The following is a 13726-nucleotide window of genomic DNA, read 5'->3' as shown; positions in this document are numbered from 1 at the left end:
ACGATAAGTAAGCAAACAACCGCACGCCACACAACCGACAAATACTTGATTTCATAGCAGATATTACAATGAGCGACCGACATGACAGAGTCTACGTCCCGGGAGCTTCCCGGGAAGGGGAGACTGCGGAATCGACCTTCCGGCCGCCGGCCGCGACAAGCTCCCAAAAACGACGGATCGAGAGCCGTGCCGTTTCCTCGGGACCGCTAAACGAACTCATCATCCACTGCCTCCCCGACGGCACCCTCACCTTTGTCAACGATTCCTTCTGCTCCTGCTTTTCCAGGTCTCCGGGGGACCTGATCGGGCGAAGCGTCTACGACCTGATCCCGGAGGAAAGTCGGGAGCTCGCACGGTCGCAGCACGAGTCCCTGACACCGGAACAACCGGCCATCACGACAGAGTACCGGATCGCCGTCGGCAACGAAATTTACTGCCACCAGTGGTCGTTCATCGCCCTCTTCGACGGGGAACAGAATCTTGCCGGCTACCACGCAGTGGGGCGGGACATCACGGAGCAGCTGAAAATGGAGCAGGCCCTCCTGGAAAACGAGGAGAGGCTCCGTTTCCTCGTAGAGAACATGGGAGACATCCTGTGGACGCAGGGGCTGGACCTGAAGACGACGTACGTGAGCCCGTCGATATTCCGCGTCCTCGGCTATACCCCGGAGGAGCGCTACCAGCAGACCGTCGAGGAGCAGATCACTCCGGAATCCCTGAAAGTGGCCTTCGAGCGTCTGGCCCACGAGCTCGAGATCGACGGTCAGCCCGGCGTCGATCCGGACCGGTCCGTAACGATCGAAATGGAGTATTACCACAAAAACGGCTCCGTCCTCTGGATCGAGAACGTGATGCGGGGCATCCGCAATGAAAACGGGGAAATCATCGCCCTGCAGGGCATGTCCAGGGACATCACAAAGCGCCGGCAGATGGAGGCTGCCCTGCGGGAGAGCGTCCAGCGCCTGGAGGAGTTGAGCATTACCGACAACCTGACGGGGCTTTACAACCAGCGGCACTTCTACAACTCGCTGGGCCTGGAAATGACGCGCTCCCAGCGTTACTGCAGGTCCCTCTCCCTCATGATGATCGACATCGACGATTTCAAGGTCTTCAACGACACCTACGGTCACATGGAGGGAGATCGCGTCATCGAGCGGCTGGGTGCCGCGATCCGCCGGTGCACCCGGAAATCCGACATCGCCTGCCGCTACGGAGGCGAGGAGTTCGTGGTTCTCCTGCCGGAAACGACGGCCTACCAGGCCGCCGTCATGGCCGAACGGATGCGGGCGGACTTCCGGGCCCATGCCTTCCGGCCCCGGAACGGTGAAACGGTTCACAAGACCATCAGCATCGGCATCTCCCAGTGCGAGACGGAGGAGGAATCCCGATCCTTCATCACCCGGGCCGATTCGCTCATGTACGAGGCAAAACGCCATGGGAAAGACCGGGTCTGCCTGTCATTGGCAAATCAAGAACAGCCCCGGCGGCGGCAGGCCGGTGCAGGCATGACGTCTCTCAAAAGGGAAGGAGGCGGAGTCATGATCCCGGACCGTCAAGAGGCCGTTTCTTTGCTGGAAGCTCACGTCACGGACGAGCGGATGCTCGCCCACAGCTACGCCTCCGAGGCGGTGATGCGCTCCCTGGCCCGTCGCCTGGGTAAAAATGAAGACCTGTGGGCCATGGCGGGCCTGCTTCACGACCTGGATATCGAACGAGTGGGGGGCGATCTGACCCGCCACGGCATCGAGGCGGAGAGGATCCTTCGCGAACGGGGATACGATCCGGAGATGATCGACGCCATTCTCCGGCATAACGAGACGGCCTCGAAGCTCCCGCGGAAGACGGATTTCCATCACGCCCTGGCGGCCGGCGAAACGATCACCGGCCTCATCACTGCGACGGCCCTGGTCCAGCCGGACCGGAAGGTGGCAAGCGTCAAGGTGAAATCGGTGGTGAAGCGGATGAAGGAGAAGGCCTTTGCGGCCTCCGTCCGGCGGGAGAACATCCTGGAATGCGAGACAATTGGGATCCCGCTTCCCGAGTTCGTCGAACTGTCCCTCGCGGCGATGTGCAGCGTCCAGGAGAAGATCGGGCTGTAACAGAAGGAGGCCGGTTCCTCCTTGCCGTAACCAATTGAAAGGGGAACAGATTTCAATCCGTTCCCCTTTTTCGTTCCGGCATTTTCCTGCTTTTCTTTACGGCTTGCTCTCGGGGTTCCCCTCCTCGATGACCGGTGGGGCCTCGCTGGCCCGGATCTCCCGCCGCAGTTCCCGGATCTGCTTGTTGAGCCTTGTGATCGTGCGGTTGAGCTGGAAGCGCTCGATGACCCCAAGGAATCCCGTGAAGATGACGCCCACGAGGAAAGACAGGAAGATGATCATATACGTTGCGATCGAGACTTTCGGAATCAGGTCGTAGTATTGAATGACCACGTCCGTCTGATTCTGCAGCGAAAAGGTGACAACCAGGAGCACAAACAGCAGGACGAGGACTATATAGACTACCTTCATCTCACGCCTCCGGAAGCGGCTTTTTCAAAACGGGGCTTCAATTCGTCCCGGGTCCCGGTAAGGCTGTCCGGAATGATCCGGATTCCGCCCACCACCGTCATGGAATTCGTGTCTCCCGACCAGCGGGGAACCACGTGGATATGCAGGTGGTCCTCCACGCCGGCGCCGGCCGCCCGGCCCAGGTTGATGCCGATGTTGATCCCCTCCGGACCGAGGGCATCCCGGAGGACCCGCACGGAGCGGTCCAGCAGATCGAACAGCTCCGTTTTTTCCTCTCCCGTCAGGTCCTCGATGTTTGCGACATGGCGGACCGGCATCACCAGCAGGTGCCCGTTGTTGTAGGGATAGCGGTTCAGCATCACGAGGCATGTCGTTCCCTCCCAGAGCAGAAGATCGTCCTCGCGGGCCTCCTCTTTGCAGAAGACGCACCCTTTCGCCTTTTCTCCCTTGATATAGGCCATTCGCCAGGGGGCAAACTGAACGTCCATCGGAACCTTTTCCCGGCCTCTCCGACTTTGCCGGACCGGCGCTGGATTATAGCGATACCCGTCAAAAAGACAAGGATATTTTTCTTCGCGGTGCGCCTGCGACCTCTCTGCGGGCTGGATTTCCCAGGCGATCGCCGGTTTCGTATCCCGGTCAGAGCCGGGCTATCCTGCAGATTTCCTCGTAGAGCGGCTTCAGCCGCCCGTACATCTGGCAGTAGACGCGCCGGTAAAGCTCGTCGTAAAGGCGATGGGTGGCGGGATCGGGTTCGAAGACCCGGCCTACCCGGGTCATTTCCCGGACCGCCGTCGGGAAATCGGGATGCAATCCCGCGCCGACGGCGGCGTCGATGGCGGCACCGAGGCCCGATGTCTCGTAGATGTGGGGCCTCGCCGTGGGCAGACCGAAGATGTCCGCCGTCAGCTGCATGGCCCCGTCGCTCTGGGAGCCGCCTCCGGCAACCCGAATGGCCGTGATGGGAATGCCGCTCCGCTTTTCCGTCCGCTCCTTCCCCTCCCGGAGCGCATAGGCAACGCCCTCCAGGATGGCCCGATAGACATGGGCCCGGTTGTGTACGTCACCGAAACCGATGATGGCGCCCCTCGCTTCCGGGCCGGGAACCTTGACGCCCGGCGACCAGTAAGGCTGGAGCACCAGCCCCTGCGCCCCCGGGGGTGACTCCCGGAGCAGCTCGTCTAACAGAATCTCGGGCTCCACGCCCTTCTCCATGGCCAGGGCAAGCTCGCGGTCGGCAAACTCGCGCTTGAACCAGCTCACCATCCAATAGCCCCGATACACCATGATCTCCTGGCTGTAGGCCCCCGGAACGGCCGAGGGATAGGGCGGGATCAACGGAATGGCCTCCAGGTATTTCCGGTGGGTCGTGTTGATGGTGGCGGTCGTCCCGTAGCTCAGGCAGGCGACATCCGGTTCCAGGCAGCCCGCCCCGATCACCTCGCAGGCCTTGTCGGCCGCTGCGGCGATGAGGGGAAGGCCCGCCGGGATGCCCGTCGCCTCCGCGGCCTCCGGGGAAATCTCTCCCAGGGTCTGGGCGGCGGGAACGAGATCCACCAGCATGGAGGGCTCCACCGGCAGGATCCGCCATTTCCAGTCCCACGAAGACGCCCAGCGCAGCCGCTTGTAGTCGAAGGGAACGTATCCCACCTGGCTGCTCACGGAGTCCACGAAGTGTCCCGTCAGGCAATGGGTGAGATATCCCGACAGGAAGAGGAACTTGTGCGTCTTTTTCCAGATGTCCGGCTGGTGGGTCTTGATCCAGTTGGCCTCGGCCTCCGCCTGCAGATAGGCGGCGGTCCCGGTCATGCCGGCGACGCGGAAGGCGGCACCCCAGAAGCCGCCGATGGGTTTGAGCCCCTCGGTGCGCCGCTGGTCCAGCCAGACGATGGCGGGCCGGAGCGGCCGTCCTTCCCGGTCGACGTTGATCACCGTGCACCGCTGCGTGGTCAGGGCAGCGGCCCGAATGGCTTCCTTCGGAACGGCCTTCTGCCTCCACAGCTCATGGCAGGCCTGACACAGACGGTCCCAGTAATAACGGGGATCCTGCTCCGCCCAGCCCGGCTTCTCCGAGAAATACGGCTCCAGAAGAACCCGCGACTTGGCGACCAGGTTCCCCCTGAGGTCGAACAGCAGGGCGCGAACGCTCTGCGTTCCGTTGTCGATGGCAAGGATGAAGGGGCCTTCGCTCATCCGGTATCCTTTCTTTCGCCTCCCTGTCAGGCGATGCCCAGTTTTTCCATGCGATACCGCAGGGAATCGAAACTTACGTGCAGAAGCTCGGCGGCCTTCGTCTTGGAGCCTTCCGTCATCAGGAGCGCTTTCCGGATGATCCGGCGCTCGATCTCCGCCAGCTCGTCATTGAGCAGAATCCCTTCCGAGGGGATGTCGATATCGATGACCGGCAGCGCCTGTCCCGAAGCGCTCCCCGACAGGACCAGGTTTTCCGGCAGGATGATGTTCGACGTCTCCAGGGCGATGCTGCGCTCGATGATGTTCTCCAGTTCCCGGACGTTGCCCGGAAAGGGGTAGTCCATGAGCAGCTCCATGGCATACGTGGAGATGCGCTGGACCTCTTTTCCGAAGGCCCGGGAGTATTTCTCGATGAAGAACTGGGTCAGCGCCGGGATGTCTTCCTTCCGTTCCCTGAGTGGCGGCAGGTGAATGGGAATCACGTTCAGACGGTAGAAGAGGTCCTCCCGGAATGTCCCGTCCCCGACCTTTTTCGACAGATCCTGATTGGTCGCGGAGATGATCCGGACATCCACCCGGATTTCCTCGGCCCCGCCGATGCGGCGGAAGGTCTTTTCCTGGACGACCCGGAGAAGCTTTACCTGGAGGAAAGGAGACAGTTCGGCGATCTCGTCCAGGAAGACCGTGCCCCCCCGGGCGATCTCGAAAAGCCCCGGCTTGTCCGTCAGGGCGCCCGTGAAGGTGCCCTTCATGTGGCCGAACAGTTCCGACTCCAGGAGATTCTCCGGGATGCCGCCGCAGTTGATCACCACGAAGGGGAGCTTCCGGCGGGGACTGTGCTCGTGAATCGCCTTCGCCACCAGTTCCTTGCCCGTCCCGCTCTCACCCAGAATCAGGATGTTCGCGGAGGTCTCCGCAACCTTCTTGATGGTTCCGTAAACCTTGAGCATCTCCCGGCTTTTCCCGATCATGTCGCCGAAGGAAACGATGTCCTCCAGATGCTGGAGGAATCGGGCGTCCTCCGTTCGGACCCCCTTCTTGTCGAGGGCGTTCCGGACAATCGTTTTGAGATCCTCGAAGTCGAATCCCTTTTCCACGTAATCATAAGCCCCCTCCTTCATGGCCAGGAGGGCCGTCTCGGGGGATGCATACGCGGTGATCAGGATGACCATGGTGGCCGGAGCGACGTCCTTGAGTCGGCGGATAAACTCGATCCCGTCGATCTTGGGCATTTTCAGGTCTGTGATGACGAGGTCAAAGGCGGTCTTTCGACAGCGGTTCAGCGCCTTGTCCGCGTCGGAGGCGCAGGTTACCGAATAGCCCTCCCGGGCGAGCATGATCTCCAGCATTTCCCGCACGCCCTGATCGTCATCCACTATCAGGATCTTCGCCATGTCCCTTTCTCCTGTCCGGGGAACGGCCCTTCAGGGGCTCACCGTTCCATTCTCCAGGAGGGGCAGACGGATCCGGAATGTCGTACCCCGCTCCGGATGCGTCTCCACGTCGATGCGCCCCTCCATCCCCTCCACGATGCGGTTGACGATGGCCAACCCCAGCCCCGTTCCGCGCTCCTTGGTCGTATAAAAAGGTTCGAATATTTTTTCAAGATCCGATGAGTCGATGCCCGGCCCGGAATCGCTGATCCTCAGTTGGAGGAACCGCTTTCCGTCAGCCGTTTCCGCCATGTCCGTCTCCACCGTCAGCGTGCCTCCTTCGGGCATGGCCTGGACCGCATTGAGAAGCAGGTTCCAGAGGACCTGCCGGAATTCCGTCCGATTGGCCGAGATGTTGCCGAAATGCCGGAAATGCCGGGCGACCTGGATGCCTTCGTTCCAGTCCGTTACATAGCGCAGCGATTCGATGACGTCTTCAATCACCTGCCGGGGGTCGAAAGACTCCGGATGCCCTGAACTCGGGCGCGCCAGGAGGAGAAAATCCCGGACGACGTTCTCGAGCTGCTCCCGTCCCCGCAGGATGATCTGCATCAGCCGATGGTCCGCATCCGGAAGGACGAGACCGTCCTTGAGCACCTGGATGGAACCGGAGATGGAGGCCAGCGGGTTCCGGATCTCGTGAGCCAGCCCGGCGGCCATTTCGCCGATAAAGGCCAACCGGCGGCTCTTCTCGACGGATTCCTCCATCTGCTTGATCGCCGTCAGGTCCTGGAAAATGAGGATATGGCCGATCCTGCGATCTCTCTTGTCCTTCAGGGCTGAAACGGCATATCCCAGGATCATCTGCTCCCCGCCCTTCCCCCGGAAGGGCATCTCGAAGCGGCTGCGGGGATATCCGTTGACGGCGCGGTTTTCCGTAAGGCCGGCGGCACGGGAAAAGCCGGGGAATACCTCGTTGATGTTCCGGTTCTCCACATCCCGGTAATGAAAACCCGTGATCTGTGCGGCCGCCCGGTTAAAAGACTTTACCTGCTGCTGGAGGTTCATGGTCACGATCCCGGCGTCCACCGATTCGATGATGCTCCGGTGGAGCAGGTCAAGCTGATCGAAGGCCGATTCCTTTTCCGCCAGCAGGGTCTGGGTCCGGCGCTCCCGCTCCACGACGAAGCTCGCCAGGAAGGCGATCACGTAGAAGGACAGGATGTAGGTCACGATCCGGGTGAAGACGTATCCTGGACGATGCTCATAGAACTGGAGATGTACGTATTCTTCGACCGCGATGATGCCGTAATATTCCAGGTCGATGAGGAGTCCGTAGCAGACGCTGCATCCGGAGGCGATGATCATCCCTCCGCCCCGCCCGAGGAAAAACACGCTGTAGATGACGATCAAGGGGAAAAACACCGCATAGACGCTGACGACGCCGCCGGTGACATGAACCAGCCCGGTCACCAGGAGCACGTCCCCCAGGCTCTGCAGGTACACGTTCAGGCGCGCTTCGGTATGAAAGTGATGGAAAATCGCATAGGCGGCCGAAAGGGCGTAACCGGCGAAGATGACCGTCCCGAAGCCGGCAGTGGAGATCTCCGGCAGAAGGTCCCGCTCCCGAAACTGCAGGTAGAGGTACATCGCCAGGAGAAGCGTCGTGATGAGGAGACGGGAAAGCATCAGGATCCGCAGTCGGGTTGGCGTGCTCTCGTCTCTCAGCGCAAGCGGTTCGGTCATCCGGAAGGGTCCTTCCCGCCGTCCAGGGCGGCCGCCGTCGAGTTTTCATCGGGAAGCGGGCGGTGCTCCTGATTACTATGGGAAGGAGCTACCGATCAACAGGAACTTTTCCGGGGAATGGTGTAAAATGGATGCATGAAGCGTCCGCTCGCGCCGCTGCTCGCGTTCCAGATCGCCGGAATTCTCGTCGGTTCCCGCTTCGCTCCGCCCGAGGCGCTGATGCCGGCCGTACTGGCCGGCATTCTTCTGCTGCTCCTCGTCTTCCGCATCCGCCGCCGGAGCACGGCGGCTGCCTGGACGGCGGCCGCCGGGATGGCCGTCGCGGCAGCGATCCTCATCCAGGCCGCCCTTTACGGAACCCCGCCTCCCGACACGGTATCCCGCTTTGCGGGAAGGGAGCCGGTCACCGTTCAGGGGACGGTCTGCGAGCATCCCCGGCGCACGCCCGAAAGGACCGACCTGACGGTCTGCACCGCCCAGGCTCTCCGCGGCGGGACCTGGGAATCCGCAACGGGCAAGGTGCTGCTCTCCCTGAAGGATCCCGCGCCCCGCGATTCCATTTACGGCGATCACCTGCGCTTCCGTGCCCGCCTCCGGATTCCCTCTTCCTTTTACAACCCCGGCGGATTCGACGCGGAGCGCCGTCTCCGCCTGCAGGGCATCCGGGCCCGGGCCTCCCTGGCGGATCCCTCGGCGGTCGTCCTCATCCGCCGGGGTGCGGGAAACCCCGTCCGCGCCCGGCTGGAGTCCTTCCGGGAAGGGCTGAAGCACTTCATCTACAGGCATGCGCCCGGTCCCGAGCGGGAGGTGATCCAGTCGGTCATCCTCGGCGACGCGACGGAGATCCCGGAGGATGTGACGGAGGATTTCAACCGCACGGGAACATCCCACATCATCGCCATCTCCGGGTTCAACATCGGCATCATCGCCGCGTTTTTCTTCTTCCTGTTCCGGGCGGCGCTGTCCCGGTCGGAGAAGCTCCTTCTGGCCTTCCCGGTCCGCCCCGTGGCCATGGCCCTGACCATTGTGCCCGTCCTCGCCTTCACGCTGATCGCCGGAGCGGGCATCTCCGTCGTCCGGGCCGCCGTCATGGTGCTGGCCTTCACGGCTGCCCTCCTGATCGGCCGGGAGCGGGACCTGTACAACGCCCTGGCCCTGGCGGCCGTCATCATCCTGGCAGTCTCGCCGGGGTCCCTCTTCGACGTGTCCTTCCAGCTCTCCTTCGCCGCCGTGGCGTCCATCCTGTTCGTCACGCCCCGGCTCGCCCTCTGGATTCCCCGACCGGACCGGGAAAAGGGCTCTCCCGCCACCCGTCTCTTCCGGATAATCATCTACCAGGCCTCCCTGTTCACAGCCGTAACGCTGGCGGCCATGCTGGGGACCCTTCCGCTGGTGGCCTTCCACTTCAGCCGGGTCTCCCTGATCGCCATGGCGGCCAACCTGCTCGTCGTGCCGATCCTGGGTCTGTTGGCAATCCCGCTCTGCACGCTCCTGATCCTGGCGTACTTCTTCTCCGAAGGCCTGGCGGCCGTCCTGACCTCCGCGGCGGCCCTGCTGGTCAAAGTCTCCCTGGCCCTGCTGTCTCCGCTGGCATCCGCCTCCTGGGCGTCCGTGTACGTACCCACACCCGACCTGTTTCAGGTGGCCGCTTATTATGTCCTCCTGGCCGCCGCGATCCTGTCCCTGGAGATCCTGGCCGAACGAAGGGGCCGGCCGCCTGACGGCGCTCCCAAGGCGGGGGAGAACCCCTTGAACCGAACGCTAGCCCCCTTCGCCTGGACCGCCGCGATCTGCGTTCTGCTCCTCCTCCTGCAGGGCTCGTATCTCCTGCTCGCAGACCGTCGGGCCGGCACGCTCCGGGTCACCGCCGTCGACGTCGGCCAGGGAAGCGCCACCCTCCTCCGCCTCCCCCGGGGAACCCGCGTTCTCGTGGACGGCGGCGGCGTGCACGGCGTGTCCCGTTTCGATACGGGGGAGCAGGTCGTTGCCCCGTTCCTGTGGCACGAGCGGATCCTCCGCGTCGATGTCGTCGTCCTGTCCCATCCCCACCCGGACCACATGGGCGGACTGCCCTTCATCCTGGAGAACTTCCGGGTCCGGGAGTTCTGGACGACCGCCGAGGCCGCCTCCTCCCCGGACTTCCTTCCGCTGCGCCGGATTCTCGATGCCCGGGGCATCGCTCTCCGGACCATGAACTCCGCCTCGGAGCCGATCCTCCTCGACGGCGTACGGTTCGAGTTCCTCCATCCGTCCCGCCCGGCCGGGCAGCGAATCGCCGGGGAATCCCGTTACGAAGACGCCAACGACACGTCCCTTGTCCTCCGCCTGGTCCTGAACGAGGTCGGCGTGCTGATGCCCGGCGACATCTCGGGGAAAGTCGAAGAAGATCTGGTCCGCTCGGGACGAAACCTCGCCGCAGCGGTCCTGCTGGCCCCCCACCACGGTGCCCGCTCCTCCGGCAGCCTCCCTTTCCTGTGGAGCATCGCCCCGAAGATCGTCATCGCCAGCGCCGGCCGGGACAACCTCTTCGGCCATCCCCATCCGGATCTGCTCGAGCGCTGCCGGGCCGCCGGTGCGGCAGTCTACCGGACGGACCGCTCCGGCGCCGTGACGGTCACGACGGACGGGCGAAAGATCGAGGTCGATACGTTTCTGAAGAACGGCCCGAGGGCCGGAGGGACTTCCTGAGCCTGCGGCACCCCGCTCCCGGGAAAGCCCTCCTCCCATCCAGGCCAGTCCCAGAATGCGGTTGCCTTTCCCTGGCATCTGTGTTAGGAATCCGCTCTTTGAGAAAAAGGGTTTGGTTGCGCCATGGAAACCATCAGTGCCATCCGGGGCTTCAAAGACATCCTGCCCGCCGAGGCAGGCCAGTGGCTGTTCGTCGAAGAGCAGGCACGCCGGGTGTTCCACGCCTTCGGCTTCCGGGATATCCGCATCCCGATACTTGAAAAAACGGAGCTTTTCGCCCGAGGGATCGGCGAGACTACGGACGTCGTCGAGAAGGAGATGTACTCCTTCACCGACCGGGGGGACGAGTCGCTGACCCTGCGGCCGGAGGCGACCGCCGGGGTCGTCCGGGCCTATATCGAACATGCCCTGTATGCCGCCGAACCGGTGGCCCGGCTCTACACGATCGGCCCCATGTTCCGCCGCGAGCGACCACAGAAGGGACGCTACCGCCAGTTTTACCAGATCGACGCCGAGATCCTGGGCCTCGACGACCCCCGGGTGGACGCCGAACTGATCCTGATGTTGACCCACTTCCTCAAAGCGGTGGGGCTCACGAATTCCCACGTCGAGATCAACTCGCTGGGCTGCCCCCTGTGCCGCCCGGCCTTCCGGTCGGCCGTGGTCACCCACCTGCAGGGGCGGGAGGAGGAGCTCTGCGGGGACTGCCGGCGGAGGATCGACACCAACCCCCTGCGGGTCTTCGACTGCAAGATCGAGTCCTGCCGGGCCGCTGTCGAGCATGCACCCCGCCTGGCCGACTTCCTGTGCAATGAGTGCCGGGCACATTTCGCGACCGTCCAGGAGTCCCTGAGCTTGTTCGGCGTGCCCTTTTCCATCAACGACCGGATGGTCCGGGGCCTCGACTACTACACACGGACGACCTTCGAGGTGACCACGGACGTCCTGGGCGCCCAGAACGCGGTCGTCGGCGGCGGCCGCTACGACGGGCTCGTGCAGCAGCTGGGAGGACCGGACATCCCGGGGATCGGCTTCGCCATCGGCTTCGAGCGCCTCGTCTCGCTGATGCCAAGGGGGGCTGAGGACTTCCGGCGGACGCCGGCACTGTTCATCGCCGCGCTGGGCGCCGAGGCCCAGAAAATCGCCTTCGAGCTGGCGAACCGCCTGCGCCTGGAGGGCGTCGAAGTCGAGATGGATTACGCAGGAAAAAGCCTGAAGAGTCAGATGAAACGGGCCGACAAACTCGGCTGCCGTTATGCATTGATTATCGGAGACCGGGAGATCGCCGAAAAAAGCGGCGTCTTCCGGGATTTAAAAAACAGTTCGCAGACCCCGGTTCCTCTCGACCTTGCGAGCATCACCGGGAAAATGGAAGCATTGCAAAGAGGAGTAGAAGACCTTGTCTGATTTCATTACCGTGCAAAAGAGGACGCATTACTGCGGCCAGGTATCGGCCGCGGACCTTGGAAAATCCATTGTGCTCATGGGCTGGACCCACCGGAGACGGGACCACGGCGGCGTCATCTTCGTGGACCTGCGGGACCGGGAAGGGCTCGTCCAGGTGGTGTTCAACCCGGAGACGAATCCCGATTCCCACCAGGTGGCTCACCGCATCCGGAGCGAGTTCGTCCTCGCCGTCCGGGGAACGGTTCGCCGCCGGCCCGAAGGCATGGAAAACCCGAACATGAAAACGGGCGAAGTGGAGGTCCTGGCGGACGAACTGGAGATCCTCAACGAGTCCAAGACCCCTCCCTTTCCGCTCGAAGCGGACGCCGAGGTCTCCGAGAACGTGCGCCTGCGCTACCGCTACCTGGACCTGCGCCGGACGAATCTCCAGCATAACATCATCCTCCGCAGCCGCGCCGCTGCGGCCACGCGGGAATATTTCCACGGGCAGGGCTTCATCGAAGTGGAGACGCCCGTCCTGACGAAGAGTACGCCCGAAGGGGCACGGGATTACCTCGTCCCCAGCCGGGTGAACCCGGGAATGTTCTATGCCCTGCCCCAGTCGCCGCAGATCTTCAAGCAGCTCCTGATGGTGTCGGGGTTCGACCGCTACTACCAGATCGTCAAGTGCTTCCGCGACGAGGACCTCCGGGCGGACCGGCAGCCGGAGTTTACCCAGATCGACCTGGAGATGTCCTTCATCGAGGAGAACGACCTCATCGCCGTCATGGAGGGCTTCATGGCCCACCTGTGGCGGACGTGCCTGGGGATCGAACTGACCATCCCCTTCCCGAGGATTCCCTACCGGGACGCCATCAACCGCTTCGGCAAGGACAGCCCGGACACGCGCTTCGCTCTGGAACTGCGGGATCTGACGGACGTCCTGCGAGCGTGCGGCTTCAACCTGTTCCAGGAAGTCGCCTCCGTCGGCGGCGTGATCAAGGCGATCAAAATCGAGGACAACCGGAAGCTGTCCCGCAAGGACCTGGACGAGCTGAGGGACTACGTCGCCGATTTCGGCGCCAAGGGACTGGCCTGGGCACGGGTGAACCCCGACGGCTGGACATCTCCCATCGCCAAGTTCCTCAAGCCCGAAGAGATGAAAGCCGTGGAGGAACGCATGGAGGTAAAGGAAGGCGACCTGATCGTCTTCGTCGCCGACAAGCCGGGGATCGTCCACGACTCGCTCGGCAACCTCAGAATATACGTAGCCCGCAAACTGGGGCTCATCGAGCCGGGACGGTTCGCCTTCAACTGGATCACCGAGTTCCCGCTCATGGAATACAGCGAAACGGAAAAACGGTTCGTCTCCACCCATCATCCCTTCACATCGCCGGTGATGGAAGACCTGCCTTTCCTCGAATCGGATCCCGGAAAGGTCCGCGCCCGGGCCTACGACCTCGTGCTCAACGGGTCGGAGATCGGCGGAGGAAGCATCCGGATCCACCGCCAGGAGGTACAGGCTCTCATTTTCAAGGCCCTGGGATTCAGCGAGGAAGACGCGAGACAGAAATTCGGGTTCCTTCTGGACGCCCTGGAATTCGGTACGCCTCCCCACGGGGGCCTCGCTTTCGGCTTCGACCGTCTCATCATGATGATGACGGGGACCGAATCGATTCGCGACGTCATCGCCTTCCCGAAGACCCAGAAGGCGACCTGCCTCCTCACCGACGCGCCGTCGCCGGCGAGCATCGGGCAGCTGATGGAGCTGTCGCTGAAGATCGTCCAGTAAGGCAACCAGGCGCAGAACCCTTTTCCGACGGGAGACCC

At 63.0% G+C, this 13726-nt stretch carries 9 protein-coding genes; 4 read left to right on the top strand and 5 right to left on the bottom strand.

What is annotated here, in order from left to right:
* The first annotated feature begins 68 nt into the window (after positions 1-68).
* Positions 69-2099, top strand: coding sequence for a diguanylate cyclase (locus HPY65_06415; GenBank protein ID NPU84105.1), 2031 nt, complete (start codon positions 69-71; stop codon positions 2097-2099).
* A 96-nt stretch (positions 2100-2195) separates the two neighbouring features.
* On the opposite strand, the gene HPY65_06410 is transcribed toward HPY65_06415, so the two are convergent.
* The 5 genes from HPY65_06410 to HPY65_06390 form a co-directional block, all read right to left on the bottom strand.
* Positions 2196-2510, bottom strand: a complete 315-nt coding sequence (locus HPY65_06410) for a LapA family protein (protein NPU84104.1) — start codon at positions 2508-2510, stop codon at positions 2196-2198.
* Positions 2507-2998 carry an HIT domain-containing protein gene (locus HPY65_06405; GenBank protein ID NPU84103.1) on the bottom strand — a complete coding sequence of 164 codons (492 nt, stop codon included), beginning with the start codon at positions 2996-2998 and terminating at the stop codon, positions 2507-2509. Before HPY65_06405 ends, HPY65_06410 begins: the two co-directional genes overlap by 4 nt.
* Before the next feature lie 151 nt (positions 2999-3149).
* Entirely contained in the window at positions 3150-4703 is a 1554-nt protein-coding gene (locus tag HPY65_06400) for a carbohydrate kinase (GenBank protein NPU84102.1), read from the bottom strand.
* 26 nt (positions 4704-4729) lie between these two features.
* Positions 4730-6097 (bottom strand): sigma-54-dependent Fis family transcriptional regulator, encoded by a 1368-nt coding sequence (locus tag HPY65_06395; GenBank protein NPU84101.1) that lies wholly within the window; start codon positions 6095-6097, stop codon positions 4730-4732.
* A 30-nt stretch (positions 6098-6127) separates the two neighbouring features.
* Positions 6128-7822 (bottom strand): PAS domain S-box protein, encoded by a 1695-nt coding sequence (locus HPY65_06390; protein ID NPU84100.1) that lies wholly within the window; start codon positions 7820-7822, stop codon positions 6128-6130.
* A 135-nt stretch (positions 7823-7957) separates the two neighbouring features.
* On the opposite strand from HPY65_06390, the gene HPY65_06385 reads away from it, so the two are divergent.
* The 3 genes from HPY65_06385 (at position 7958) to aspS (ending at position 13688) form a co-directional block, all read left to right on the top strand.
* Positions 7958-10510 carry a DNA internalization-related competence protein ComEC/Rec2 gene (locus tag HPY65_06385; GenBank protein NPU84099.1) on the top strand — a complete coding sequence of 851 codons (2553 nt, stop codon included), beginning with the start codon at positions 7958-7960 and terminating at the stop codon, positions 10508-10510.
* A 123-nt stretch (positions 10511-10633) separates the two neighbouring features.
* A complete protein-coding gene (locus HPY65_06380) occupies positions 10634-11917 on the top strand; it encodes a histidine--tRNA ligase (protein ID NPU84098.1) in 1284 nt (427 codons plus the stop codon).
* The gene (gene aspS, locus HPY65_06375) at positions 11910-13688 is read left to right on the top strand and encodes an aspartate--tRNA ligase (protein ID NPU84097.1); all 1779 of its coding nucleotides are present in this window, start codon (positions 11910-11912) and stop codon (positions 13686-13688) included. The genes HPY65_06380 and aspS overlap by 8 nt, the downstream gene beginning before the upstream one ends.
* Positions 13689-13726: the final 38 nt, after the last annotated feature.

Source organism: Syntrophaceae bacterium (assembly GCA_013177825.1).
Classification (GTDB): domain Bacteria; phylum Desulfobacterota; class Syntrophia; order Syntrophales; family PHBD01; genus PHBD01.
The sequence above is the reverse complement of the archived record's forward strand: the minus strand, read 5'-3'. Positions and strand labels throughout refer to the sequence as shown.

Coding starts and splice junctions, on each gene's coding strand:
- HPY65_06415 (NPU84105.1), top strand. CDS start 69: ATGAGCGACCGACATGACAGAGTCTACGTCCCGGGAGCTTCCCGGGAA.
- HPY65_06410 (NPU84104.1), bottom strand. CDS start 2,510: ATGAAGGTAGTCTATATAGTCCTCGTCCTGCTGTTTGTGCTCCTGGTT.
- HPY65_06405 (NPU84103.1), bottom strand. CDS start 2,998: ATGGACGTTCAGTTTGCCCCCTGGCGAATGGCCTATATCAAGGGAGAA.
- HPY65_06400 (NPU84102.1), bottom strand. CDS start 4,703: ATGAGCGAAGGCCCCTTCATCCTTGCCATCGACAACGGAACGCAGAGC.
- HPY65_06395 (NPU84101.1), bottom strand. CDS start 6,097: ATGGCGAAGATCCTGATAGTGGATGACGATCAGGGCGTGCGGGAAATG.
- HPY65_06390 (NPU84100.1), bottom strand. CDS start 7,822: ATGACCGAACCGCTTGCGCTGAGAGACGAGAGCACGCCAACCCGACTG.
- HPY65_06385 (NPU84099.1), top strand. CDS start 7,958: ATGAAGCGTCCGCTCGCGCCGCTGCTCGCGTTCCAGATCGCCGGAATT.
- HPY65_06380 (NPU84098.1), top strand. CDS start 10,634: ATGGAAACCATCAGTGCCATCCGGGGCTTCAAAGACATCCTGCCCGCC.